Source organism: Halostella limicola (genome assembly GCF_003675875.1).
Lineage (GTDB): Archaea > Halobacteriota > Halobacteria > Halobacteriales > Natronoarchaeaceae > Halostella > Halostella limicola.
Genome location: NZ_RCDI01000002.1, coordinates 1018683 through 1043757, shown reverse-complemented (window position 1 = coordinate 1043757; position 25075 = coordinate 1018683). Strand labels below are relative to the sequence as shown.

Below are 25075 nucleotides of genomic sequence, written 5' to 3'. Positions count from 1 at the left end.
GGCGGACCGCCAAAAACGTTCCCGTCAACTCCCGCCGTTAATCGTGTAGAAAGTTATTTGACGCCACGGGGTGGGAATTGGCAAATAGTGCCAGATCTACTGTCCATCTCAGACTTGCGTACGCAGTTCGCCACGGACCGCGGCCGCGTGAAGGCGGTCGACGGGATCGACCTGACCATCCGCGAAGGGGAGACGGTCGGTCTCGTCGGCGAGAGCGGGTCCGGCAAGAGCGTGACGGCGCTGTCCGCGATGGACCTCGTCGACGACCCCGGCGAGGTCGTCGGCGGGCAGGTCGAGTTCCACGACCCCGATCTCGCGCGCCGCCTCGCCGAGGAGTATCCAGGCCGCGCCGACGAGTTCGTCGACCGGAGCGAGGGCGTCGTCGACCTCACGAGCGCGCCCGAGGCCGCGATGCGGAGCGTCCGCGGCGGCGAGATGAGCATGATCTTCCAGGACCCGATGACGTCGCTCAACCCGGCGCTGACGGTGGGCGAGCAGGTCGCCGAGAGCCTGCAGCTCCACCAGTACGGCGGGCGCAAACCCGACAACTGGTGGAACGCCGTCAGGGAGACGCTCCCCTCGCTCCGGGGCGGCGGCATCAGCGAGGAGGTGCTGAACGCGACGGCGGAGATCCTCGCCGAGGTGGGCATCCCCGAGCCGGAGGCGCGTCTCGACGACTACCCCCACGAGTTCTCCGGCGGGATGCGCCAGCGCGTGCTCATCGCCATCGCGCTCGCCTGCCGGCCCCAACTGCTGATCGCCGACGAGCCGACGACCGCGCTCGACGTGACCATTCAGGCCCAGATCCTCGACCTGATCAACGACCTGCAGGAGGAGTTCGGGATGTCCGTACTCTTCATCACCCACGACCTCGGCGTCGTCGCCGAGACGTGCGACCGCGTCGCGGTGATGTACGCCGGCGAGATCGTCGAGGAGGGCCCCGTCGAGGAGATATTCCACAACCCCAGCCACCCCTACACCTACACGCTTCTGGAGTCGATCCCGAGCGAGGACAAAGACCGCCTGACGCCGATCGAGGGCAACGTCCCGGACCTCATCGACATGCCGCCGGGCTGCAACTTCGCCCCGCGCTGCCCCTGGGCCCAGCCCGAGTGCACCGAGGGGGAGATCCCCTACCTCCAGCACGGCCCCGACGACGTGAACCACCGCGCGAAGTGCGTCCTCGAGGAGTTCGACACGTCCGAGTACGGCGACGACGGGGCGGGCGTCAGCGCCGAGAGCGAGGTGTTCACCGGCGACCCGCTCGTCTCGGTCGACGGCCTGAAAAAGCACTTCTCGCAGGCCGACGACCTGCTCGACAAGTGGCTCGCGGACGAGCCACAGGCGGTCCGGGCGGTCGACGGCGTCGACTTCGACCTCTACGAGGGGGAGACGCTCGGCCTCGTCGGCGAGTCGGGCTGCGGCAAGTCCACGACGGGCCGGGCGCTGCTGCGCCTCGTCGAGCCGACGGACGGCACGGTGCTGTACGCCGGCGACGACCTCGCGACGCTCGACGACGACGCCCTCCGCGAGCGCCGCAAGGACATGCAGATGATCTTCCAGGACCCGCTGTCCTCGCTCGACCCGCGCATGACCGTCGCCCAGACGATCATGGAGCCGCTGAAGATCCACGACCTGCCGGAGGAGAGCGAGCACGGCGACCGATCGGAGCGACGGGCGCGTCAGGAGCGGGTGGACGAGCTCATCGAGGCCGTCGGCCTCGACCCGGACCAGCGGGACCGTTACCCCCACGAGCTCTCGGGGGGCCAGCGCCAGCGCGTCGGCATCGCGCGGGCGCTCGCAGTCGACCCGGACTTCATCGTCGCGGACGAACCGGTCTCGGCGCTCGACGTCTCCGTGCAGGCCCAGATCCTCAACCTGCTCGAGGACCTCCAGGAGGAGTTCGACCTGACCTACCTGTTCATCGCTCACGACCTCTCCGTCGTCCGGCACATCAGCGACCGCGTCGCCGTCATGTACCTCGGGAAGATAGTCGAGGTCGCGGAGACGGACGAGCTGTTCGCCGACCCGAAACACCCCTACACGCGGGCACTGCTCTCCTCCATCCCGGAGCCCGACCCGCTCGCCGACACCGACGACCGGATCATCCTGGAGGGGGACGTGCCGAGCCCCATCGACCCGCCGAGCGGCTGCCGGTTCCGGACGCGGTGTCCCGAGGTCATCCCGCCGGAGGACCTCGACGTCGACCAGGCGACGTACCGCGAAATAATGGACTACCGCGAGCGCGTCGAGGACGAGGCCATCCCCGTCGAGGCCATCGAGGCCTCCTCCGCCGACGTGGCCGACGCCAAGGCGGCGACCGACGGCGGACAGACCCCGGTCGAACCCGCTGAAACCGACGCGACGCGGGCGTCGACCGTCGCCGACCTCCGCGAGCGCCTGTTCGACAGGCCGCCCCGCGGCGAGGCCGGCGACGTGGTAGACGAGTCGCTCCGCCTCGTCGTCGACGAGGAGTGGGACCGGGCCGCGGAACTCCTCTGCGACAACTTCGAGAGCGTTTGCGAGCGCGAGTCGCCCGAACTCGGTCGCGACCGCCACCCGGCGGCCTGCCACTTATACCCCGACAGTTAACTATTCTCGTAGTGAACGCCCGCCCACTTTCTTTTCGCAATTTGTGCCGCAAGTCCGTTATATTTATACGGGGTGTCACCGCATACCTCGTTTATGCCGCGTGACATTGATCGCCGAAGCTTTCTGAAGGCGGCGGGCGCCGCCACGGTAACGACGTCGATGACTGCCGGCTGCATCTCCGGTCTCGTCGGGGAGGGCGACGGCGACGGCAACGGCGGCGGCGAAGGGGGTACGCTCACCTACGGCCGCGGGGCGGCGTCGGACACCCTCGACCCGCAGGGCTCTACTAGCGGCGAGGTCGCCAAGGTGACGAACCAGGTGTACGACCAGCTGATCGGGTTCGAACCGGGCGGGGCCGCGCTCGTCGAGTCGCTCGCGACGAGCTTCGAACTCGACGGGACGACGGCGACCCTGGAGCTCCGCGAGGACGCCACGTTCCACAACGGCGACGACTTCACCGCCGACGACTTCATCGCCACGTACCGCCGGTACCTCGACGAGGACTACGAGTACTACAACGAGGACGGGTCGATCTACGGCCCGTACCTGCTCGGCTACGTCGACGACGTCAGCGCCGATGACGACTACACGCTGACGTTCGAGATCGAGAAGCGCTACGCGCCGTTCCTGGCGAACCTGGCCGTGTTCGCGCTGGCCGTCCTTCCCAAGTCCGAGATCGAGTCCGGGACCGACTTCGCGACGGAGATGGTCGGCACGAGCGCGTTCCAGCTCGACAACATGGACGAGGGGAGCGGCCGCATCCGTCTGGCCGCCTACGACGACTACTACGGTGAGGGCCCGCACGTCGACGAGGTCGTCTTCCGTGTGGTCGGCGAGAACTCGACGCGCGCACAGTCGCTCAACGCGGGCGAACTCGACATCATCGACGGTCTCGACTCCCAGACCGTCCAGCAGGTCGAGGACGGCGACGCCGAGGTTCGCCGGATCGACGGGATGAACGTCGGCTACATGGCGCTGAACGGCGCGCAGTTCGAGCCGTTCCAGGACAAGCGCGTCCGGCAGGCGATGAACTACGCGATAAACACCGAGGAGCTGGCGAACAGCATCTACCAGGGCATCGCCACGCCGGCGAGCCAGCCGATCACGGAGGACATCCTCGGCTACAACGAGGACCTCGACCCCTACCCGCACGACCCCGAGCAGGCGCAGTCGCTACTGGAGGAGGCGGGCTACGGCGACGGGTTCGAGCTCGAACTCGCGACGTTCCAGAACCCGCGGGCGTACAACCCCTCGCCGGTGCAGGCGGCCGAGACCATCCGCTCGTACCTGCAGGAGGTCGGCATCGACGCCACCATCGAGCAGAAGACGTGGGAGACCTACCTCAGCTACACGGGCGAGGGCCGCCACGACGCCTGTTTCCTCGGCTGGATGACCGACAACGGCGACCCGGACAACTTCTACTACGCCCTGCTCCACCCCCAGATCGACGTCCCCGAGGACCAGGACTTCGCCGACTGGGACGCCGAGGGGTACAACACCTCCAACCGCGCGGCCTGGGCCAACAACGAGTTCATGCAGCTCATCGAGGAAGGGCAGGCGACCTACGAAGACAGCGAACGAGCGGAGATCTACCAGCAGGCGGCCGAGATCTTCCACGAAGAGTGTCCCTGGGTGCCGCTCGTCCACGCCGAGGAGATCCGCGGCGTCGGGCCGAACGTCAGCAACTACACCGTCGAACTCGTCGGGGGGCCCTTCCTTGACCAGGTCCAGCTGAGCTAACTCTCCCGATCTCTCTCGATGATTAGCAAGCGCTACGTCTTGAAGCGGCTGCTGCTGTTGATTCCGGTTCTGGTCGGAGTGGCGACGCTGGTGTTCTCGATCCTCCACCTCTCGCCCGGTAACCCCGCGCGCGTGATCGCCGGCGAGCGGGCCAGCAAGGCGGCGGTCCGGGAGATCGAGCGCCAGCTCGGGCTCAACGACCCGATCTGGGTGCAGTACGGCCGGTTCCTCTGGGACCTCCTCCACCTCGACTTCGGCGAATCGTACATCATCCGCCGCGGGCAGCCCGTCTCCAGCGTCCTGCGCTGGAAGTTCCCCATCACGCTGGAACTCGCGGTCTTCGGGCAACTCGCCGGCATCCTCTTCGGCATCCCGATCGGGATCATCAGCGCCGTCAAGCAGGACACGATCACGGACCACCTCGGCCGGTTCGGAGCGCTTACCGGCATCAGCGTCCCGATCTTCTGGAGCGGCCCGCTCGTGATCCTCCTGTTCGCGGTCGAACTGGGCTGGTTCCCGACGAGCGGCCGGATCGGATCTGAGTACGCGGTGCCGCAGCTGACGGGGCTGTTGACGGTCGACGCGCTGCTGCTCGGTCGGTACGGCACGTTCGTCTCGGCGGCGAAGCACCTGTTCCTGCCGTCGCTCGTCATCGGCATCTACTCGATGGCGCTCATCTCCCGGATGATGCGCTCGTCGATGCTCGAGGTCGTCCGGCAGGACTACATCCGGACCGCGCGGGCCAAGGGACAGGGCGCGAAGATCACCCTGATGAAACACGGGTTTCGGAACGCGCTCATCCCCGTCGTCACCGTCATCGGCATCCAGTTCGGGAGCCTGCTCGGCGGCGCGGTGCTGACCGAGACCGTCTTCGCGATCCCCGGCATCGGCCGCCTGCTCGTCGACGCGATCCAGGACGGGGACTACCCGATCGTGCAGGGCACCGTCCTAGTGTTCGCGTTCGTCTTCACGCTGGTGAACCTGCTCGTGGACCTGACCTACTCCTACCTCGACCCGAGGATCCAACAATGAGCACGGAAACCGCCGCCGAGGAGCGTGCGAGTCGCAGCCTGCTGGACCGGCTGCGGGCCTCGCCGTTCCTCACCGAACTCCTGTCGAATCGCCTCGCCGTCTTCGGCCTCGGCATCATCCTCGCGATGGTCGCGATGGCCGTCTACGCCCGTCTGTTCCTCGATCCCGCGGCGCTCGCGACGACGCAGCTCTCGACGAATCCGCGCCTCGCGGGCCCCTGCGGGGACCCGACCGTCCTCGGCGCGCTCGGCAACGTCGGCTCCTGCCAGTTCCCGTTCGGCACCGACATCCAGGCGCGGAACATCTTCCTCCGGACCGTCTACGGGGCCTGGCTGGCGATAAAGTACGGCACCATCATCGTCACCGCCTCGACGGTGCTCGGCGTCGGCCTCGGCATCGTCGCGGCGTACTACGGCGGGTGGCAGGACAACGTCATCATGCGCACGATGGACGTCCTGCTCGCGTTCCCGTCGCTGCTGCTGGCGCTCGCGCTGGTGGCCATCTTCGGCGTCGGACTCTGGAAGGCGGTCATCGCGCTGACGCTCGTCTACACGCCGCGGTTCGCCCGCGTCGTCCGCGGCGCGGCGCTGAAAGTGCTGGAGGACGAGTACATCGACGCCACACAGGCGCTCGGCGCGCGGGACGCCCGCGTGCTCGTCCGCCACGTGTTGCCGAACTCGCTCGCTCCCATCACCGTCCAGAGCACGCTGAACTTCGGGCTGGCGATCATCGACCTCGCCGCCCTCTCCTTTCTGGGCTTCGGCGCGCAGGCCGGCACCCCGTCGTGGGGGCTGATGCTGACCAACGGCGTCGACAACGGCCTGCTCACCGGGCAGTGGTGGTGGTCGTTCTTCCCCGGACTGTTCCTCGCGGTGACCGTCCTCGGGTTCAACCTCCTCGGCGACGGCATGCGCGACGCGCTGGACCCGCGGATGCGGGAAGCGGTCGACTGACGTGGCGCCCGACCGCCTCGTCGCGGCGACCCGTCGCTTCGTCGTCGCCGGCGCGGTCGGGGCCGGTCTCGGCGCTGTCGGCGTCGTCGCCTTCACCGCCGACGCCGGCCTGCGGACGGCGACCGAGCGGACATTCGCGCTTGGCGCGCTCGCCTTCGGCGTCGGGCTGCTCGGCTGGTCGGGGTCGGTGATGGCCGGCCGCGGCATCGAGAACATGCAGCGGTACATGGAGACCGGATCGAACTGGACCGAAGCGGACTCCCGGCGGGCGATGAGCAGAGTTACCGGGTTCGGCCTCGGCGCGATGCTCGCGGCGTCGCTGGCGACGGCGTGGCTGTAGGTTTATCAGAGAAGCCGCGGCCACCGTCCGTCGTGATCTGAACGCCGCCCCGCGGCGGTCAGCGGTCGCGCGACGCGTCGCCGCGGGTTCTCCAGCGTCGCCTGCTCGCTACTCGCGCACGTTCTCGCCGACGGCGTCGCCGAACGACTCGCCGTCGCGCGCGTCGTAGACGACCTCGCCCCGAACCAGCGTCAGCTCCGGGAACACGCCGGTCCGGCCCGCGAACGGCGTCCACCCGCACTTCGAGTGGAGGTCCTCGCCGCGGATCTCTCGGGCGTCGTCGGGGTCGAAGAGGACGAGGTCGGCGTCGCGTCCCTCCTCGATCTGACCCTTCGCCGGCAGGTCGAAGATCGCGGCGGGGTTCGCGGCGACCAGATCGCGGACTCGCTCGTAGGAGAGGCGTCCCTGTCGCGCCTCCTCCAGCAGGAGCGGGAGCATCGTCTCGACGCCGGGGACGCCGCTGGGGGCGTCCCAGACGCTCGCGTCCTTCTCCGCGCGCGTGTGAGGCGCGTGGTCAGTCGCTATCACGTCGACGGTGCCGTCCGCGACGCGCTCGTACACCGCCTCGCGGCGCGCTTCGCTCCGGAGCGGCGGGTTCATCCGACCGAAGGTCCCGAGGTCCGGCAGGTCCTCGCGGGAGAGGAAGAGGTGGTGAGGCGTCACCTCGCAGGTGACGCCGGCGTCGCTCGCCGCGTCGATCCCCTCCGGCGTGCTGGTGTGGGCGATGTGCAGGGCGGCGTCAGCGTCCGCGCCGACCTCGACGGCGCGCTCAACCGCCGCGGCCTCGGCCTCGGCGGTCCGGTAGGCGCTCCACGCGTCCGCGTCGTCGCGCTCTCTCGCTCCCTCGTCGAAGAGCGTCGCGTCCTCTGCGTGGACGGTCACGGTCACGTTCTCCGCGCCCGCCCGCACGACAGCGTCGGCGAAGCGGTCGGCGTCGATCCCCATGTCGCCGGTCGAGTCCGCGAGAAACACCTCGCCGAGCGCGAACAGCGGTCGCTCGAACAGCGCGTCGGGGTCCCAGTCCGGCGTGACGCCCCCGTTGACGCCGTAGTCGACGAGCGACGCCTCGGCGAGGGCCGCCTTCTCGTCGAACGCCTCGCCCGTAACCGTCGGCGGGTCGGTGTTGGGTTGGTCGACAACCGTCGTCACGCCGCCCGCGGCGGCGCTCCGACTGCCAGTCTCCCACGTCTCCTTGTGCGGGAAGCCGGGCTGGCGGAAGTGGACGTGAACGTCGATCGCGCCAGGGAACAGCCGCTTTCCGGTCGCGTCCACGTCCGGATCGCCGAGGTCGTCGCCGACCGCCGCGATGGTCCCGTCCTCGATGCGTACGTCTCGCTCGCGACCGTCAGGCAGGGTCGCATCGCCGATGAGCATGTACTGTCGGTCGTACGTCAGAGAAAAGGGTTCTCCGGTACGTTGCGGCGAATCCGCGTAAACAGTTACGACCGACAGTACGCTCACTCGACGCGATCCGGGCGTAAGTGCCCCGATCAGTCCACGCGCTCGACGGCCGCGTCGGCGTCGCCGACGAACGCCCGCTCTATCGCTCGCTGGACCGCTTCGGGGTCGCCGGTGCCGCCAGCGGTGGCCACGCTGCCCACGGAGTCGGGGTCGAACGGGACGCCGAGCGCATCGTACACGTCGTCGAGGACGGCGGCGATCTCGTCGCGTGCGTCGACGATCGCCACGCCGGCAGTGAGCGCGGCGTCCTGCCGGACGCGCTGGGCGATGCCGACGATCTTCCCGTCGCGCTGCAGGGAGTGAGTACCGGGGCAGAACGAGTCGTCGGGTTCGCCGCGTTCGGTCTCGACGCCGACCTCGCGGAGCGCGCGCTCGACGGCCGTCGTCGCGCGCTCGTAGCGCTCGTCGAGGCCCTCGCGCAGGTCGTCGATCGGTTCCGCGAGCGCGAACGCCAGCGTCGTCCCGGCGTACGCGACGGCGCGGCCGCCGACGCTGCGCTCGACCGGCGGGAACCCGCGGTCGCTGGCCGCCTCGCGGGCTGCCTCGTACCCGTCCTCGCGGGCGTCGCGGCGGCCGAAGGCGACCTGCCGGTGGGGCGTCCAGACGCGGACCGCGGCGTCGCCGTCCTCTCCGACTGCGGAAAGCATCTCGGCCGTCACCTCGCGGTCGGCGTCGATCGACGCCGCGCGGCCCCGGAGTACGCGCATACCGGGGCGTGAACCCGAGGCGACTAAACGCCTCGGACCGAAGGCGAGAGCGATGGCCGTCACGCTGCCGGAGTCCGTCGTCGAGCGGTACCCGCGGTTCTCGCTGTACAACTCGCCGTACGACGCCCACGACGAGGGATGCGCGATCGACCTCTACCCCGAGTCGAACGACGCGCCGAGCCCCGTCGCCGGCGAGGTGATCGACACCCGGACCGTCACCGCGCCCGAGAAACCCTACGCCGTCGAGCACGACCACCTGATCCTGATCGACTGCGGGGACCGGATCGCCCGCGTCCTCCACGTCCACCCCGCAGTCTCGGCCGGCGATGAGGTAGCGGTCGGCGACTCGCTGGGCGAGATGGTGCGCTCGGGCTTTTTCGCGCCGTGGGTCGACAACCACGTCCACCTCGGCTTCCGCGACCCGGACGCGAACCCGTACCGGGCGTCGGGGTCACTCCGGATCGAGGTCGACGCCGACCTCCGCGCGCTCCCGTGGGACGGCACCGGTACCGTCGTCGGGACCGGCGAGACGTACGCGGTGCTCGACGCGCCCCGCCACCCCGACCCCGGCGCGTACTTCGCCGGCATCGCTGCGGACGCAGTCGGGCCGGCGGGAGACGACGCCCGGGTCCTCGACGGCGGTCTCCCGCACTACGCGGGCGGCGGACTGCTGGCCGCGAACCGCGGTAGTCCGCCCGATGACGAGCGAGACGTTGCGCTGCTCGGTTCGCGCGTCGGCGTCGCGAACGGACGGACCGTCACCTGGGACGACGTCACCGTGCTGGCGAACGGCGAGCCGATCACCGGCCTCTCGCTGTTTCTCGCGCGGGACGCGGGGTTCGGCGCGAAGCTGATCTGTCCCGACGCATCGTTTCCCGAGGGCGAGCGCGTGACCGTCGCGATCCGGCGCTGAACGGAGCGGCCGTTATCGCTATAGGGTGAGAGCGTCTGGTTTGCCTCATATTGCTGGTAGTTTACTCTCCCGCGGTGGCCGCTCTTCTGGCGGGCACTCTCGCCGCGACGCTCTTGGCGGGTGGTCTCGCGGCGGTCACCTGGAAGCGTCGCGAACGCCGGGGTGGCCGCTACTTCGCCGCGATGATGGCCGTGAACGCGCTGTGGCTCCTCGGGTTCGCGGCCGAAATCACGGCGACGGACCTGGCGGCCGCGCTCTCGTGGTTCCGGTGGCGATCAGCCGTCATCGCGTTCGTCCCGGCACTGTGGACGCTGTTCGCTCTGGAGTACGCGGACTACGAGGATCGGATATCCCCGCTCGTCGTCGCCGCGGTCGCCCTCCCGGCGACTGTCACCGCAACGCTCTCGTTCACTAACCCGATCCACGGGCAGTTCTGGTCGGACGCCGCGCTGGTCACCGAGGGACCGTTTCGGCTTCTTGTCGTCGAGTACGGCGTCGGCTGGTGGGTGAGTGTCGCCGCAAGCTACCTCTTCGTCACCGCCGGTATGATCCTCATCGCGGGGGTCGCCGTCCGGTCGTCCGGGCTCTATCGGAAGCAGTCACTGCTCGTCCTCGGGGCGTCGGTCGCGCCCTGCGTCGCCAACGCCTCGTACCACCTCGGCGTCTCGCCGGTGCCGCACCTCGACCTGACGCCGTTCGGCTTCGTCGTCAACGGCGTCGTGGTGTTCTGGGCGCTGTACGACTACCGGTTGTTCGACCTCTCGCCCGTCGCCCGCTCGGCGGTCGTCGACCGGATGGACGATCCGGTAGTCGCCGTCGACGGCGGCGAGCACGTCGTCGACGTCAACCCCGCGGCGCGCGATCTGTCGGCCCTCACCGCCCCGCTCGGTCGGCAGTTTCTCGAGGCGTTCCCCGAAGTGGCCGCCGCCGTCGACGTCGACGCGGCCACGACGAACGAGGTGGTCGCGTTCGATTCCGGCGGGGGCGTGCGGTACTTCGAACCGCTGGTGACGCCGCTGGACGACGGGCAGGGCGCCGTCGTCATCCTCCGCGACGTTACGCGGCGGCGGAAACGGGAGCAGTCGCTAGAGGCGATACAGTCGGCAAGCCGCGACCTGATGCGGGCGGAGACGCCCGACGCCGTCGCCGAGCACACCGTCGACGCGGTCCGCGACGTCCTCGACCTCGAATACGCGGCGATCCATCTGGCCGAGGACGGCGAACTGCGTCCCGCCGCGTACACCGACGCGGTGCTCGATCTGTACGACCCCGTCCCCGCCTTCGACGTCGGCGAGGGGTTACAGGGATCGGTGTTCGAGACGGGCGAACCGATCGTGTACGGCGACGTTCGGGAGACGAACGCCCTCCGCGACGACGAGACGCCGGTCCGTGGCGTGGCGGTGTTCCCCCTCGGTGACCGCGGCACGCTGGGCGCCGCGTCGACCGAGCCGTTCGAGCCCGACGACGCGCTCGTCCGGCTGACGTCGGTGCTGGCCGACAACGCCGCGGCGGCGCTGACCCGGGCCGAGCGCGAGGCGGAGCTCCGGGAGCGCGAGCGCGAACTGGCGCGCCAGAACGAACAACTGGACGAGTTCGCGAGCGTCGTCAGCCACGACCTCCGTAACCCGATCTCCGTCGCCGACGGCTACCTGGAACTGGCTCGCGAAGAGGGCGACGTCGACGCGCTCGACCAGGTGGCGGACGCGATAGACCGGATGGAACGCCTGACCGACGACCTCCTCGAACTCGCCCGGTCGGGACGCGTCGTCACCGATCCGGCGGCGGTGTCGCTGTCCGACGCGGCCGCGGAAGCGTGGGAGAACGTCGACACCGGCGGCGCCCGCCTCGACGTCCGGGGCGACGCTGCCGTCCGGGCTGACCGCCGCCGCCTCCTGCAGCTGTTCGAGAACCTGTTTCGCAACTCGGTGGAGCACGGCGCGCCGGAAGAGACCGCCGAGGCCATCGGTGAGGACACGTTCTACCGATCCGCGGCGGACGACGCGACGAGCCGGGGGACCGCAGACGGGCCACTCTCGGACGACGCGGCGGCGGAGGGGGCCGTCGGTGACGGCGCGAGCGCCGCCGCCGCCGAGCTTTCGGTCACCGTTGGCGTGCTATCGGGCAAGCGGGCCGTCGATTCACGGTCCTCGGCGGACCGAAGCTCCCCTGTCGGGTTCTACGTCGAGGACGACGGGCCGGGGATCCCGCCGTCGGAGCGGGACGCGGTCTACGAGTGGGGGTACTCCTCGACGAGCGATGGGACGGGATTCGGCCTCGCCATCGTCCGCGAGATCGCGGAGGCGCACGGCTGGTCGGTGCGGATCGCGGACGCCGACGGGGGCGACGAGCCTTCGGCCGGCGGGGACGGTCGGGACCTCTCCGGCGGCGCTCGCTTCGAGATCACCGGCGTCGCCGTCGAGTGATCAGGCGAACTCGATCTCGTCGCGCTCCGCGACCTCGCCGAACAGCCAGTCGGCGTGGTCCAGCGCGTACGCCCGGTGGTCCTCCTCGATGAACCCGACGGCGTCCTCGGCGAGGACCGGCCGGTAGTCCCGAAGCCCGGCGCTGCCGGCGGTGTGGAGGACGCAGACGTTCGCCAGCGTCCCGCAGATCACCAGATCGTCTATCCCGCGGGCCGACAGCCACCCGTCGAGCTCCGTCTCGTAGAACGCGTCGTAGGTGTGCTTCTCGACGACGTGGTCGGCCGTCTCGGTAGGGAGGTCCTCGACGATCTCGGCCTCCCAGGACCCCTCGACGACGTGCTCGCCCCAGCGCTCGAACTCGTCGTAGTAGTGGGCGTCCTCGAACTGTTCCGGCGGGTGGACGTCGCGGGTGAACACGACCGTCGCGCCGGCCTCGCTGCCGCGCCGGACAAGTTCGCCGATCGGTTCGATCGCCTCCTCGCTCGCGGGGGCGTAGAGACTCCCGTCCGGGTGCGCGAAGCCGTTCTGCATGTCTACCACGACTATCGCGGTGGTGTCCGGATCGAGTTCCATGTCCGACGCTACTCGCGGGCGCTCAAAAACGGTTACGTCGCCAACCTGTCCCCGGTGGGATCAGGTTTCCAATCTTTTTTACACGTCGGCGAAAACCCCTAATTACCGCATGCGAACTATCATCACCCTACTGATCACCGGCCTGCTGGTCGCGTCGGCCGCGACCCCCGCCGCGGCCGCCGCGTCGCCCGAGCCGACGACGGCGACCGCGGACGCGTCGCCGGCGCTCGATCAGGAGGACAACGACACCGCCCCCGCCGACCCCGACGAGGACGTGATCGGCTGGGAGAACGGCTACTGGCACAACGAGAGCGTCGACGTCGACCGCAGCGACGGCCTGAACGAGAGCGAGCGGCGGAAGGTCGTCAACAGGTCGATGGCTCGCGTCGAGGAGATCCGCGACCTGGAGTTTCAGGAAGACGTTCCCATCGAGGTGATCTCCCGCGACGAGTACCGGAACGTCTCCATGGAGCGGTTCCGGAACATGACCGCGGACGAGCGCCTCCACCAGAACGTGAAGTGGGAGGCGACGTTCTTCGTCAACGAGAGCACCGACGCGGTCGAGGTACAGTCGGCGAACTTCGGGTCGAGCGTGCTCGGCTTCTACAGCCCCGAAGAGGACCGCATGGTCATCGTCTCCGAGAACCAGACCTCCCCGCGACTGGAGGGCGAACTGACGCTCGGACACGAACTCCACCACGCGCTCCAGGACCAGCAGTACAACCTCTCGTCCATCCGCGCGAACACCACCGACGGGAGCAACGCCAACAGCGGCCTCATCGAGGGCGACGCGAGCTTCGTCGAGTACCGCTACGAGCAGCGCTGCGGCGAGGAGTGGGACTGCCTCGACAGCCGCTCCGGTCAACAGGGCGGCGAACTGGCGAACTTCGGCCTGTATCTCGTCTCCTACCAGCCCTACAGCGACGGCGCCGCGTTCGTCCAGCACCGCTACGAGCAGGGCGGCTGGGAGGCCGTCAACGAGGTGTACGACGCGACGCCGGAGAGCACCGAGCAGGTCATCTACCCAGACCGGTATCTGGAGGACTCGCCGACGAACGTCACCGTCGAGGACCGGAGCTCCGACGAGTGGGGCGTCCTCGAACTGAACGGGAGCATCGACTACGCCTCGTTCGGTGAGGCGGGCATGTTCACGATGTTCATGTACCCGTACTACGAGTCCAACCAGCGCGATCAGCTCATCGACGCGCGCTCGTTCTTCAACTTCCAGGACGGCTCGCAGGAGCTCGACCCCATCGACCCGCTGAACTACACCCACCGGTACACGGAAGGCTGGGACGGCGACCGGCTCGTGCCGTACGTCGCCGACGACTCCGCGGAGACGAACGAGACCGGCTACGTTTGGGCCTCCGTCTGGGACTCTGAGGCCGACGCCGAGCAGTTCGCCACCGGCTACCGCGAGCTGCTGGAGTACCGCGGCGCGGAGTCCGTCGAGGGCTACGAGGGCGTCTACCGGATCCCGGACGACGGGGAGTTCGACGACGCCTTCTACGTCGAGCAGCGCGGCGACCGCGTCGTCGTCGTGAACGCGCCGACGCTCGACGACCTGAGCGCCGTTCACGGCGCCGCGCCCGACGTGAGCGAGTCCGACTGGTCCGCCGGCGACGGCGGCGAGTCGTCCGACGGCGAGACGACGGACGGAGAATCGACCGACGTAGACGGTAACGACACCGACGACGGCGAGTCCGCCGAGGACATGCCCGGCTTCGGCGTCGGCGCGGCGCTCGTCGCGCTGGTCGCCGCGGTGCTGATCGGCCGCCGGGCGTAAGCCCACCTTTATTTTCTCGCGGGCCTCCCGTAGGCACGATGCGTCTCCGAGCGCTGGCCGTCGTCTGCTTGCTCGCTATCGCCGGCTGTACCGCCCCGACCGGAACGACCGGCCCGGCGGCCCCGCCGGACCACGACGAGGACCCCCTCGGCTGGGAGGACGGCTACTGGCACAACAGCAGCGTCGCGGTCGACGCGAGCGACGGCGCGAACCGCTCGGAACTGCGCGCGGTCACTTCGCGCGCGATGGCGCGGATAGAGGTCATCCGCGGCCTGGAGTTCACCGACTCGGTGTCCGTCCAGGTGGTCTCGCGGGAGGAGTTCCGCTCCGGCGGCGGCCTCGGCCGGAGCTACGGCGAGTGGGACGACCAGGTGTGGGAGGCGGCGTTTCTCGTCGGCGAGGAGACGACCGCCGGCGAGGCGTTCGGCGAGGTGTACGGCGGGTCCGTCACCGGGTACTACGCCGGCGGTCAGATCGTCCTCGTCGCCGACGACCCCGACGCGGTGGCGGTCGACCGCGCGACGCTGGTGCACGAACTCGTCCACGCGCTCCAGGCCCAGCAGCTCAACCTCGGGGAGCGTCGGAGCAGTTTCGACGGGCGCAAGGCCGTCACGTCGGTCGTCGAGGGCGACGCGAACTACGTGATGGACCGGTACCAGGAGCGCTGCGAGGCGGAGTGGGACTGCATCGAGCAGGTCCCCCGCACGGCGAGCGACCGGTCGTACAACCGGGGGCTCTTCCTCGTCACGTACCTGCCGTACTCGGAGGGGCCGGAACTGGTCGGCGACCTGCGCGACCGCGGCGGGTGGGACGCCGTCGACGACGCGTTCGAGGACTACCCGGCGAGCACCGAGCAGGTGATCCACCCCGAGCGGTATCCCGACGAGACGCCCGCGAACGTGACGGTTCCCGACCGGTCGTCCGACGACTGGGAGCGCTTCGACCGCGGCGGCGAGACGCTCGGCGAGGGGGCGCTGTACGCGACGTTCTGGCAGAACGGCGTGATCCCCGAGGACCACCTCCGGTCCGACGAGCGGCGGTACAACTACTCCCACCCGATCACCGATGGGTGGGCCGGCGACCGGGTCGTCCCTTACCGGAACGGCGACGACAGGGGGTACGTGTTCCGGACGAAGTGGGACACCGTCGAGGACGCCCGCGAGTTCCGGGCGGCGTACCTCGAACTACTTGACGAGCACGGCGCCGAGGCAGTCGGCGAGAACACCTACCGCGTCCCCGAGGAGAGCGCGTTCGACGACGCGTTCCGGGTCGTCCGCGACGGGCGCACCGTCGAGGTCGTCAACGCGCCGACGGTCGAGGACGTAGACGGCGTCCACGCGAGCCGCAACGAGTAGCTTTTTCGAAGTCGGCGGGCTATCGCCGGTATGACGAACCCGTTCGACACGGTGTCGGCAGAGGCCGTCCTCGACGGCACGGCGACTGACGCCTACTTCGAGCGCACGGAGCGGACGCTCGAACACGCCGACAGGAACCCGCACGTCGTCGCCGAGGTGACGGCCGACCAGTTCCCGACCGGCGAGTTCGAGGTCTTCGGCGGCGTCAAGGACGTCGCGCACCTGTTCGAGGGGCGGGCCGTCGACGTGGACGCGCTGGCCGAGGGACAGCTGTTCGACGGCGGTCCCGTCCTCCGCATCGAGGGGGCGTATCTGGAGTTCGCGCGCTTCGAGACCTCCCTGCTTGGCTTTCTCTCGCAGGCGAGCGCGTTCACGACGAACGCGCTGCGCGCACGGAAGGCCGCGCCGGAGTCGCTCGTCCTCTCGTTCGGCGCGCGCCACGTCCACCCCGCGATCACCCCCGTCGTCGAGCGCGCCGGCCTGATCGCCGGCCTCGACGGCTTCTCCCACGTCGCCGCCGGCGAGGTGTTAGGCCGCGAGGCCGGCGGCACGATGCCCCACGCCCTGATCATCTGCTTCGGCCGCGGCCAGCAGGAGGCGGCGTGGGCGGCGTTCGACGAGGCCGTCGACGAGGACGTCCCCCGCGTCGCGCTCTGTGACACCTTCACCGACGAGAAAGACGAGACGATCCGCGCCGCAGAGACGCTGGGCGACGCCCTCGACAGCGTTCGCCTCGACACGACGGGGTCGCGCCGCGGCGACTTCCGACACATCGTCCGCGAGGTGCGCTGGGAGCTCGACGCCCGCGGCCGCGAGGACGTCGGCATCTTCCTCTCCGGCGGGCTGACGCCCGTCGAACTGCGCAACCTCCGGGACGTGGCCGACGGCTTCGGCATCGGGAGCTACGTCACGGACGCCGACCCGCTCGACTTCGGCCTCGACATCGTGGAGGTCGACGGCGAGCCGATCGCCAAGCGCGGCAAGCTCTCGGGCGTGAAGGACGTGTACCGGACGCCGGACGGTACCCACCACGTCGGCCTCGCGAACCGGGACGGCCCGGAGGACGGCGAGGCGCTCCTGAAGCCGCTCGTCCGCGACGGCGAGATCGTCCGCGAGTTCGACATCGACGAGGCGGCGGCGCGAGCGCAGGCCGACGCCGAGCAGGTCGGTTTCGAGTGAGGAGAGTCCATCACGAGGGCCGGGAGCGCAGGCTGTCCCGCAAGCACTGCACCCGCGAGTGAACGGACGCGGCGCGTAGCGCCGCGAAGAGCGAACGATCGGTCCGACGACTGAACGGAGCGTAGCGAAGTGAAGGAGGAGTGATTCTGGTGGAGCTTTTGCCGACTCTTGCGAACGTGTCCGCCGCTGGCGGACCGTTCGCAAACACGCAGCGTAAAAGGTCGTCTTACAGCTCCTCGATGCTGCCTTCGGGCTCGCGCTCGCGGAAGATCTGGCCCTCGAACAGCGTCACCATCACGTCGTCGTCCTGCCAGGCGGTGGGGTTGAGGCCGGCCTTGCGGCAGACGCGCGCGAGGTACTCGGCCTCGGACCAGTCGTTCTCGACGGGGACCGTCGGGTAGAGCCAGCCGCTGTCGCCGCCGGCGTCGACCGCGACGCCGTGGGTGCCGAGATCCATATCGGCGACGGGGTCGTCGGTCAGCACGACGTTACGGACCGCACAGACGGAGACGGTGAGGTTCGACAGCTCCGCGGGTGTCACCTCCGATCCGCAGGAGTCGTCGCTCGCGGCGCGGATGGCGGAGTCGACGATGACGTGGCCGAGCTGGTCGTCTTCCTGATACCCGCCGGAACACCCTCGAAGGCTCCCCCGCCCCCGCGTCGACTCCAGACGAATGAACGCGCCGGTGCGCGCGTAGAAGGCGTCGCGCATGCTGCCCGGCTGCTCACGTTGTCCGTTGCGAACGTACGATTCGACGGCTTCCCGCGCCAGTTCGACCGCTCGGGCGCCGTCTTCGTACGAGAGATCGACGCTCTGTACCTGAGACATACAACTCCCAAGGGGTAGGACGACCTTCAACCCTTCCCTTCTACCGGTCAGAGATTACATAATTCGACCGATAGAGGGTCCGAAACGAGAACGTTCGGCTTTCCCAACCCGTTTCGGCGGCGGCGCGACGCCGTCGATACACCTCTCTCCGACGCCACCGCATCCGCCAGAGCACCGGCTGGGAAAGCCACCGTTACCCGCGTATCAGGAGAGAAACGCTTCACTACTGCGGGTAATCTCTTGCTACCCGCACTCGGGCGAAGGGGTGACCGATCCACTTAACCACGGGAGCGACCTAGGTAAAACCGGTAGAGAGAGTCCGGCCGCCGCGGCGTTCGGGTCGGAAACGACCCGTTCGCACGACGCGGGATCGCCCCTCGGGGCGACCCGCGCCCGCGAGGAAAGTCCCCCCACCGTCTGGGCAGGTGACCGGACGCAAGTCCGGAGCGGGAGACCGCTGGCTCTGGAACAGAAACGACACGTCTCGGCCCGACCGATGAGGCGCGCGAACCCGACCGCAAGGGAGGGGAGCTAACCCGCCGAGGGCCGCGCGGTCGCAATTGCGACCGCGCTCCGGGCGGCACACGCCGTCCCCTGGGCCGAGGAGCGATGGAACGGCGAAACCTCACCGGTGCAAGTCCGCGCCACAAGGTAGCCCGGACGCGGCGCGGACGCTCAGCCGAATGCCGGACCGAACAGAAGGGGGCTTACTCCTCTCTGCCAGTTTCCGTGCGGAGCGACAAGGTTCATATCGGAGAGCGTTTTATGGCTCGTCAGATGCATCGGGCCTGGGCCCTCGCTCTCGTGATCGTTCTCGCGGGCTGCGTCGCCGGCGTCGGGGACGTGACGGACTTCGAGAGCGAGGGATCGACGGCGGACGCGTGGGGCGACGGACCGATCGTCGTCGCCGTCGACGGCCACGGCGATCGGAACTACACGTCCTTCGTTCGAGAGGCCATCGAGTACTGGGAGGCCAACGGGAGCGAGTACGCGACGTACGACGCGGAGTTCGTCCTGAGGCCCGACGCGGAAGACCCCGACCTCGTCGTCGACTTCGTTCCGGAGGTCGGGGAGTGCGGCGACGTGCAGGGTCCGGCCGGCTGCGCGCCGCGGCTGTCGGCCGACGACCGGGTCGACGCGCCGCTCACGGTCGAGGTGCAGTCGGACCTCTCGAACGACTCGGCGGTGTTCGTGACGAAACACGAGTTCGGCCACGTCCTGGGGCTCACCCACGACGACGACCCGCAGGACGTGATGGCCCACGAGACGACGCTCGCGACGGTTCCGAAACCGAACGCGACCGAACGCGCGCTCCCGTGGAACGACTCGACGCTCACCGTCGCCGTCGACGCCGAGAACGCGTCGGACCCCGACGGCGCGCGCGAGCAGGTCCGCCGCGCCCTCGACTACTACGAGGGCGGCGCCGAGGGCACGGTGCCTGAGAACGTCTCGTTCCGCCTCGTCGAGAACCGGTCGGCGGCGGACGTGGTGATCGACTTCGCCGACGAGTTGCCCTGCGACGACGGCACGGGCTCCTGCGGCACGCGTGGCGGCGTCGACGTGGACGAGGACGGCGAACTGGAGCGCTACGACCGCCTGCGGATCACGGTGTCGGGCGTCGACACCGAGGCGGTCGGCTGGCACGCGGGGTACTGGCTCGGGTACGGCTTCGGCTTCACCGAGGAGGCGGAGTGGCCCTCTCCCTTCCGCGACGCCGAGGGCGACGACCGCCGGGGCGAGTGGTGGCGGTAACACGGCCTTAGAACCAAACGAACGACCCCGTGGACGTTGTACAGCGCGCGTGTCAACCGCTCGCTCCGTCATCGACCTCGCGCGGGATCGGAACCTGACCTATCTGGCGGCGGGGATCGCCTACTACGCGTTCGTATCGATAATTCCGATAGTGTTGTTGGCGGTCGCGGTCGCGTCGTTCGTGGGCGGACAGGCGCTGGCCGAACGCGTGGTCAGCATGCTCAGCCAGCAGCTCTCGTCCGCGGGGCAGGACATCGTGACGCAGGCGCTGACGGCCACGAGCGGCCGAGCCGGAGCGTCGATCGTGGGGTTCGTCGCACTAACCTGGAGCGCCCTGAAGCTCTTCCGCGGCCTCGACCAGGCGTTCGACGAGGTGTACGCGGACGAGATGGAAGCCTCCCTGCTGGACCAGGTTAAAGACGCTCTCGTCGTCGTGGTCGGCATCGCGCTCGCCGTCGGCCTCGTGGTCGCGGTCGGTGCGGCGCTATCGATACTGAACCTCCAGATACCGTTCATCAACGTCCTCGGAACGGTGGTGCTGGTGGCCGTGCTGACGCTCGCCTTCCTGCCCATCTACTACGTGCTTCCGCCGGTCGAGGTGTCGGTGAAGGAGGTGCTGCCCGGGACGGTGGTCGCCGCCGTCGGGTGGGTCCTCCTGCAGATCGGCTTCCGGATCTACGCCGCCAACGCGGGGAGCTACCAGGCGTACGGCGTCATCGGTGCAGTCCTGCTGTTCGTCACGTGGCTCTACTTCGGCAGCATCGTGATACTGCTTGGCGCGGCAGTGAACGCCGTCCGTCGCGGGCCGAAGACGATGTCCGCGTAGTCGTTCGCGCTCGCTCCGCCCGCTCGTCCCTCCTCCGCGGCGCACGCGACGCTCCGCTCAGCCCTCGCTCTCTTCGAACCCGTCTTCCCACCTGAACGTCCCGTTGCGCTGGACCACTTCCCCGTCGACTTCGAGCCGGGAGTCCTCGCTCACGTCGGTGATCATGTCCTCGTGGACGGCGCTGTCGTTGCCGGACTCGCCTTCGGGGAGGTTGCTGTCGTACGCCCGGCCGAGAGCGAGGTGGACCGTGTCGCCCATCTTCTCGTCGAAGAGGATGTTGTCGGTGACGCGGTCGATGCCGCGGTTCATCCCGATGCCGAGTTCGCCCAGCCGACGCGCCCCCTCGTCGGTGTCGAGGATGTCGCCGACGACCGCCTCGCCCTGCTCCGCGGCGTAGTCGACGACCTCGCCGCCCTCGAAGGTGAGGCGCACGCCGCGGACGGCGGACCCCTGGAGCGTCATCGGCACGTCGAAGTAGACGGTGCCCTCCGTGTCGTACGGCGCGGTGAACACCTCGCCGCTGGGGAGGTTGTGGGAGTCGTACGCGACGGAGGCCGCGCTGTTGACCGCGGTACGGCCCTCGATGGACATCGTGAGGTCGGTGTCCTCCTTCACGAGGCGGACCTCGCTCCCCTCGTCGAGGATTTCCTTCATCTTCGCCATCTCCTCCGCCAGTTCCTCCCAGTCGCGGAGCACGGCGTCGTAGACGAAGTCCTGGTACTCCTTGAACGCCATCCCGGCCTGCTGGGCCAGCGACCGCGTGGGGTGGACCGTCGACACCCAGTCGGCGTCCATGTACGCCTCGCGGACGCCCCGCTCCGCCTTCCGACTCGCCTGCCGGCGTTCGCTCGGCACGTCCGCGGTGGCGGCGGTGTTGCGCCCGCCGCCGAGCGAGAGGACGGCGTCGGCGTTCTCCATCAGCGCGAGCTTGTGGTCGGGGTCCTCGTCGAAGTCGCCGCCGTGGGCGCGGAGATACGCCCGCGTCACCTCCCCGGAACTGTACAGCGTGACGGGGTTCGCCCCGCGTTCGCCGAGCTTCTCGGCGACCGCGACGGCGAGGTCGTGGGCGTCCGGGCCGACGTCGACGACGACGTCATCGCCCTCCTCGATGCGCGCGCTCCAGTCGACGAGCACTTCGGCGTGCTCGTGCACTCGGTCGTCCATACCACCGCTGTCGCCGGAGGTGTGAAAAGACCCGGCGATCGACGTCGACCCCGCATCGGCAGAAACACCCAACGAGCGGAATGTTTTATAGACATGCCCCACATGTTCACGATGGACTATGACAAATCTTGTCAGGAACGTCGGCGCGGTAGCGGAGGAGCGGCCGGAGGGGACGGCCGTCCACTTCGACGGGACGGACGTCTCCTACGGGGCGCTCTGGCAGCGCACCGGACAGTTCGCGCAGGCGCTGGCCGACCACGGGATCGAACCCGACGACGCGGTCGGCGTGTACCTGCCGAACCTGCCGCAGTTCGTCACCGCGTTCCACGGGACGCTCCGGGCCGGCGGCGTCGTGGTACCGATGAACCCGCAGTACAAGTCGCGGGAGATCAGTCACCTGCTCGGCGACAGCGGGGCCAAGGCGGTCGTGGCGCTGGCCGACCTCGCGCCGTTCGTCGAGGAGGTCCGCGACGAGACTGAGGTGGAACACCTGATCACGGTCGGCGGCGAGGCGGAGACGGGCACGCCGTTCGAGGAGTTCCTCGCCGAGGGGACCAAGGACGCGGTCGAGCGCGGCGACGACGACCTCGCCGTTCAGCCGTACACGAGCGGGACGACCGGTCAGCCGAAGGGCGTCCAGCTGACCCACAACAACCTCAAGTCGAACGCGGAGGTCGCCGCGGACCTGGTGCCCGAGGGGATCCGTCCGGACGACAAGCAACTCGGCGTCCTCCCGCTGTTTCACATCTACGGGATGACCGTCGTGATGAACGCAACGCTGTTCAGCGGCGGCGCGTACTACCCGCTCCCGGAGTGGGACGCCCAGCAGGCCGTCGGTCTCATCCAGTCCGAGGGGCTGACGCTGATGCACGGCGTGCCGGCGATGTACAACGACATTATCAACCAGCCAGACGCCGAGTCGTTCGACCTCTCGTCGCTGCGGCTCTGCGGCGTCGGCGGCGCCGGCATCCCCGTGGAGGTGCTCCGGCGGTTCGAGGAGCTGTACGACGCGACGATCTACGAGGGGTACGGCCTCACCGAGACCAGCCCGGTCACGCACTTCAACAGCCCCGAGGCGGGCCGCCGCGTCGGCAGCATCGGCAAGACGCTGCCGGGCGTCGACTCGATGGTGGTCGACGTGGACTTCGAGGAGGTGGCGCCGGTCGAGGAGGGTCCCGTCGACGAGGAGTCCGTGAATCTCGACGATATCACCGGCGAGATCGTCGTCAGCGGGCCGAACGTGATGAAAGGCTACTCCGGGCTTCCGGAGGCCAACGAGGAGGCGTTCACGGAGAAAGACGGCAAGCGGTGGTTCCACACCGGCGACATCGGGTACCACGACGAGGACGGCTTCTTCTACGTCATCGACCGCGAGAAGCACATGATCGTCACCGGCGGGTACAACGTCTACCCGCGGGAGGTCGAGGAGTTGCTGTTCGAGCACGACGCCGTCGCCGACGCCGCCGTCGTGGGGATCCCGGACGAGCGCCGCGGCGAGACGGTGAAGGCGTTCATCGTCCCGACGCCGGACGCGGACGTGACCGCCGAGGAGATCAAGGAGTACTGCCTGAGCAACCTCGCGGAGTACAAGCACCCCCGCGAGGTCGAGTTCGTCGACGAACTGCCGCGGACGACCACCGGCAAGGTCCAGAAGTTCGAACTGCGCGAGGCCGAGGAATGAGCGACGAGGCGGTCCACCTCACCTACGAGGACGACGTGGCGCGGATCACGCTGGACCAGCCCGGGACCAGCAACGCGCTCACTCACGAGATATCGAGCGAGCTGATCGACGCCATCGACGAGGTGGAGGACAGCGACGCCCGCTGTCTCGTCGTCGAGGGGGAGGGGAACACCTTCTCCGCCGGGGGCGACATCAACTCGATGATCGAGGGGCTGACCGGCGACGTGCCGACCGACGAGAAGGTGCGGCTGGTCATCGAGCAGACGAGCCGCGCCGTCGCCCGCGTCGCGGAGTGCCCGCTCCCGTCGGTCGCGAAGATAGACGGCGCGGCGTTCGGCGCCGGCGCGAACCTCGCCATCGCCTGCGACCTGCAGGTCGCCAGCGAGTCGTCGTCGCTGAGCTTCGGCTTCCGGCAGGTCGGGCTGGCCGTCGACTCCGGGACGTCGTATCTCCTTCCCCGGATCGTCGGCGAGAACGTGGCGAAGGAACTGGTGTTCACGGGCGAGCGCATCTCCGCCGCGGAGGCGGAGGATATCGGCCTCGTCAACCGGGTCTACCCGGACGACGAGTTCGAGGAGTCGACCGCGGAGTTAGTCGAGGAGATCGCGTCCGGGCCGACGGTCGCGCTCCGCACGTCGAAGCGCCAGATCAACCGCGGCCTCGAACGGTCGCTCCGCGAGGCGATGGAGTGCGAGGCCGACGCCCAGGGCGCGGTGTTCGAGACGCGCGACCACCGCGAGGGCGCGGAGGCGTTCATGGAGGGCCGATCCCCCGAGTTCGAGGGGCGTTAGAGGCGCTGCGCGACGACCTCGGCGGCCTTGACCGCGACCAGCGGCAGGCCGACGAAGACGTTGGCGGCGCCCAGCGCCACGACGACGGCCTGCAACGCGGGGTTCGCGGGCAACACCGCCAGCGCGACGGCGACGGCCGACGCCGCGGCCGCGCCGAACAGCGCGGCGACGAGCGCGGCGGCGACGACGCTGTCCGGCACCGGGGGCGGCCGGCGCTCGGCCAGCGGCGAGCGGGAGTACGCGTCCGCCGCGGCGGCGGACGCGCGTTCGGAAGCCGATGCGACACTGTCGGACCACTCGGCTTCGGCGACCGAGTGGGCGAGTTCTCGTAACATCGTTCTGGGTCTGATCTGTCTGTCGGGAGGCGGTGCGTCTGCGCGGTCGGTCACTGCCGTTCGGCGGGTCGGGGCGCGACGGCGGCGCCGGAGCGGTCGTCGGGTCACGCGGGATCGCGGACCTCGACGACCGACACCTCGCGCACGCCGAAGCCGTCGGCGAGCGCCTCGCGGGTCGCCGCCGCGGGGTCGCCCGCGCCGTCGAGCCGGAGCGTCAGCCGGACGTTCGCGCCGACCTGGAGGTCGTTCAGCGTGGGCGTGACGCCGGTGAGCCCGTCGACCTCCGCGCGGTCGACGGCGTCGAGCCGTTCGAGGACGGTCTCGGCGTCGCGCTCCAGGGCGTCGCCGTCTCGGGGCACCCGGATCTCCACCTCGGCGGTGGCGGTGACCGTGGGCGTTCGTTGTGCTTGCATGAGGCCCCCGGCGCGAGTCGAACGCGCCCGTCGCGCGAGGCGACGGTCCGCCGCGGTCTGGGCCGCGGCGGGGGCGGATCGGTCGTCTGCGATATCGGTAGCGATGCCTCTCTCCGTTGCCGTACCACCCCGCCGGCGCGGAGAACGCCGCCGGGGTCGGGGCGTCAGCGGGACGCGGGCTGCGTCGCGGGGCGTCCCCGCGACGATCATCGCGTGCCCGGGTCTCGCCG

Annotated in this window: 21 protein-coding genes and 1 other RNA gene; 15 read left to right on the top strand and 7 right to left on the bottom strand. The window is 69.4% G+C overall.

Annotated elements, in window-relative coordinates:
• Positions 1–87: 87 nt before the first annotated feature.
• The 5 genes from D8670_RS21740 to D8670_RS13110 all read left to right on the top strand — a co-directional run bounded on the left by D8670_RS21740 (position 88) and on the right by D8670_RS13110 (position 6657).
• Positions 88–2592: an ABC transporter ATP-binding protein gene (locus D8670_RS21740; protein ID WP_121818532.1), complete on the top strand. Its 2505-nt coding sequence runs from the start codon at positions 88–90 to the stop codon at positions 2590–2592.
• A 93-nt stretch (positions 2593–2685) separates the two neighbouring features.
• Positions 2686–4332: an ABC transporter substrate-binding protein gene (locus tag D8670_RS13125; protein ID WP_121818531.1), complete on the top strand. Its 1647-nt coding sequence runs from the start codon at positions 2686–2688 to the stop codon at positions 4330–4332.
• Positions 4333–4350: 18 nt separating this feature from the next.
• A complete protein-coding gene (locus D8670_RS13120; RefSeq protein WP_121818530.1) occupies positions 4351–5364 on the top strand; it encodes an ABC transporter permease in 1014 nt (337 codons plus the stop codon).
• Positions 5361–6317: an ABC transporter permease gene (locus D8670_RS13115; protein WP_121818529.1), complete on the top strand. Its 957-nt coding sequence runs from the start codon at positions 5361–5363 to the stop codon at positions 6315–6317. The genes D8670_RS13120 and D8670_RS13115 overlap by 4 nt, the downstream gene beginning before the upstream one ends.
• A 1-nt stretch (position 6318) precedes the next feature.
• Positions 6319–6657: a DUF7268 family protein gene (locus tag D8670_RS13110; RefSeq protein ID WP_121818528.1), complete on the top strand. Its 339-nt coding sequence runs from the start codon at positions 6319–6321 to the stop codon at positions 6655–6657.
• Between the two features lie 108 nt (positions 6658–6765).
• Here D8670_RS13110 and D8670_RS13105 read toward each other — a convergent pair whose 3' ends face one another.
• Entirely contained in the window at positions 6766–8031 is a 1266-nt protein-coding gene (locus tag D8670_RS13105) for a dihydroorotase (RefSeq protein WP_121818527.1), read from the bottom strand.
• A 116-nt stretch (positions 8032–8147) separates the two neighbouring features.
• Positions 8148–8825 (bottom strand): lipoate--protein ligase family protein, encoded by a 678-nt coding sequence (locus D8670_RS13100; protein ID WP_121818526.1) that lies wholly within the window; start codon positions 8823–8825, stop codon positions 8148–8150.
• Between the two features lie 52 nt (positions 8826–8877).
• Between D8670_RS13100 and D8670_RS13095 the strand changes: the two genes are divergently transcribed.
• Together D8670_RS13095 and D8670_RS13090 are read left to right on the top strand one after the other, a co-directional pair.
• Positions 8878–9738 carry a DUF8155 domain-containing protein gene (locus D8670_RS13095; protein ID WP_121818525.1) on the top strand — a complete coding sequence of 287 codons (861 nt, stop codon included), beginning with the start codon at positions 8878–8880 and terminating at the stop codon, positions 9736–9738.
• Positions 9739–9812: 74 nt separating this feature from the next.
• Positions 9813–12161 carry a histidine kinase N-terminal 7TM domain-containing protein gene (locus D8670_RS13090; RefSeq protein ID WP_162994293.1) on the top strand — a complete coding sequence of 783 codons (2349 nt, stop codon included), beginning with the start codon at positions 9813–9815 and terminating at the stop codon, positions 12159–12161.
• Here the strand turns inward: D8670_RS13090 and D8670_RS13085 are convergent, their stop codons facing one another.
• Positions 12162–12734, bottom strand: coding sequence for a cysteine hydrolase family protein (locus D8670_RS13085; RefSeq protein ID WP_121818523.1), 573 nt, complete (start codon positions 12732–12734; stop codon positions 12162–12164).
• A 109-nt stretch (positions 12735–12843) separates the two neighbouring features.
• On the opposite strand from D8670_RS13085, the gene D8670_RS13080 reads away from it, so the two are divergent.
• From D8670_RS13080 to D8670_RS13070, 3 genes are read left to right on the top strand one after another with little or no spacing between them, the layout of a single operon-like run.
• Complete coding sequence (locus tag D8670_RS13080; protein ID WP_121818522.1) at positions 12844–14520, top strand: Hvo_1808 family surface protein; 1677 nt, start codon at positions 12844–12846, stop codon at positions 14518–14520.
• Between the two features lie 38 nt (positions 14521–14558).
• Positions 14559–15875, top strand: a complete 1317-nt coding sequence (locus D8670_RS13075; protein WP_121818521.1) for an Hvo_1808 family surface protein — start codon at positions 14559–14561, stop codon at positions 15873–15875.
• 30 nt (positions 15876–15905) lie between these two features.
• The gene (locus tag D8670_RS13070) at positions 15906–17054 is read left to right on the top strand and encodes a nicotinate phosphoribosyltransferase (RefSeq protein WP_121818520.1); all 1149 of its coding nucleotides are present in this window, start codon (positions 15906–15908) and stop codon (positions 17052–17054) included.
• A 226-nt stretch (positions 17055–17280) separates the two neighbouring features.
• On the opposite strand, the gene D8670_RS13065 is transcribed toward D8670_RS13070, so the two are convergent.
• On the bottom strand, positions 17281–17883 hold the full coding sequence (locus tag D8670_RS13065; RefSeq protein WP_121818519.1) for a TIGR00296 family protein: 603 nt from the start codon (positions 17881–17883) through the stop codon (positions 17281–17283).
• A gap of 307 nt (positions 17884–18190) precedes the next feature.
• Here D8670_RS13065 and rnpB point away from each other — a divergent pair.
• The 3 genes from rnpB (at position 18191) to D8670_RS13050 (ending at position 20461) form a co-directional block, all read left to right on the top strand.
• Positions 18191–18605, top strand: an RNA gene (gene rnpB, locus D8670_RS13060) — RNase P RNA component.
• A 55-nt stretch (positions 18606–18660) separates the two neighbouring features.
• On the top strand, positions 18661–19635 hold the full coding sequence (locus D8670_RS13055) for a matrixin family metalloprotease (RefSeq protein WP_205254081.1): 975 nt from the start codon (positions 18661–18663) through the stop codon (positions 19633–19635).
• 49 nt (positions 19636–19684) lie between these two features.
• Entirely contained in the window at positions 19685–20461 is a 777-nt protein-coding gene (locus D8670_RS13050) for a YihY/virulence factor BrkB family protein (RefSeq protein WP_121818517.1), read from the top strand.
• 57 nt (positions 20462–20518) lie between these two features.
• Here D8670_RS13050 and D8670_RS13045 read toward each other — a convergent pair whose 3' ends face one another.
• Positions 20519–21625, bottom strand: coding sequence for an aminopeptidase (locus D8670_RS13045; protein WP_121818516.1), 1107 nt, complete (start codon positions 21623–21625; stop codon positions 20519–20521).
• Between the two features lie 118 nt (positions 21626–21743).
• Between D8670_RS13045 and D8670_RS13040 the strand changes: the two genes are divergently transcribed.
• Together D8670_RS13040 and D8670_RS13035 are read left to right on the top strand one after the other, a co-directional pair.
• Entirely contained in the window at positions 21744–23306 is a 1563-nt protein-coding gene (locus tag D8670_RS13040) for a long-chain-fatty-acid--CoA ligase (protein WP_121818515.1), read from the top strand.
• Positions 23303–24097, top strand: coding sequence for an enoyl-CoA hydratase/isomerase family protein (locus D8670_RS13035; protein WP_121818514.1), 795 nt, complete (start codon positions 23303–23305; stop codon positions 24095–24097). The genes D8670_RS13040 and D8670_RS13035 overlap by 4 nt, the downstream gene beginning before the upstream one ends.
• Here D8670_RS13035 and D8670_RS13030 read toward each other — a convergent pair.
• Both D8670_RS13030 and D8670_RS13025 read right to left on the bottom strand, forming a co-directional pair.
• Entirely contained in the window at positions 24094–24432 is a 339-nt protein-coding gene (locus tag D8670_RS13030) for a hypothetical protein (protein ID WP_121818513.1), read from the bottom strand. The genes D8670_RS13035 and D8670_RS13030 overlap by 4 nt on opposite strands.
• Before the next feature lie 104 nt (positions 24433–24536).
• Positions 24537–24845 carry a hypothetical protein gene (locus D8670_RS13025; RefSeq protein WP_121818512.1) on the bottom strand — a complete coding sequence of 103 codons (309 nt, stop codon included), beginning with the start codon at positions 24843–24845 and terminating at the stop codon, positions 24537–24539.
• Between the last annotated feature and the right edge of the window lie 230 nt (positions 24846–25075).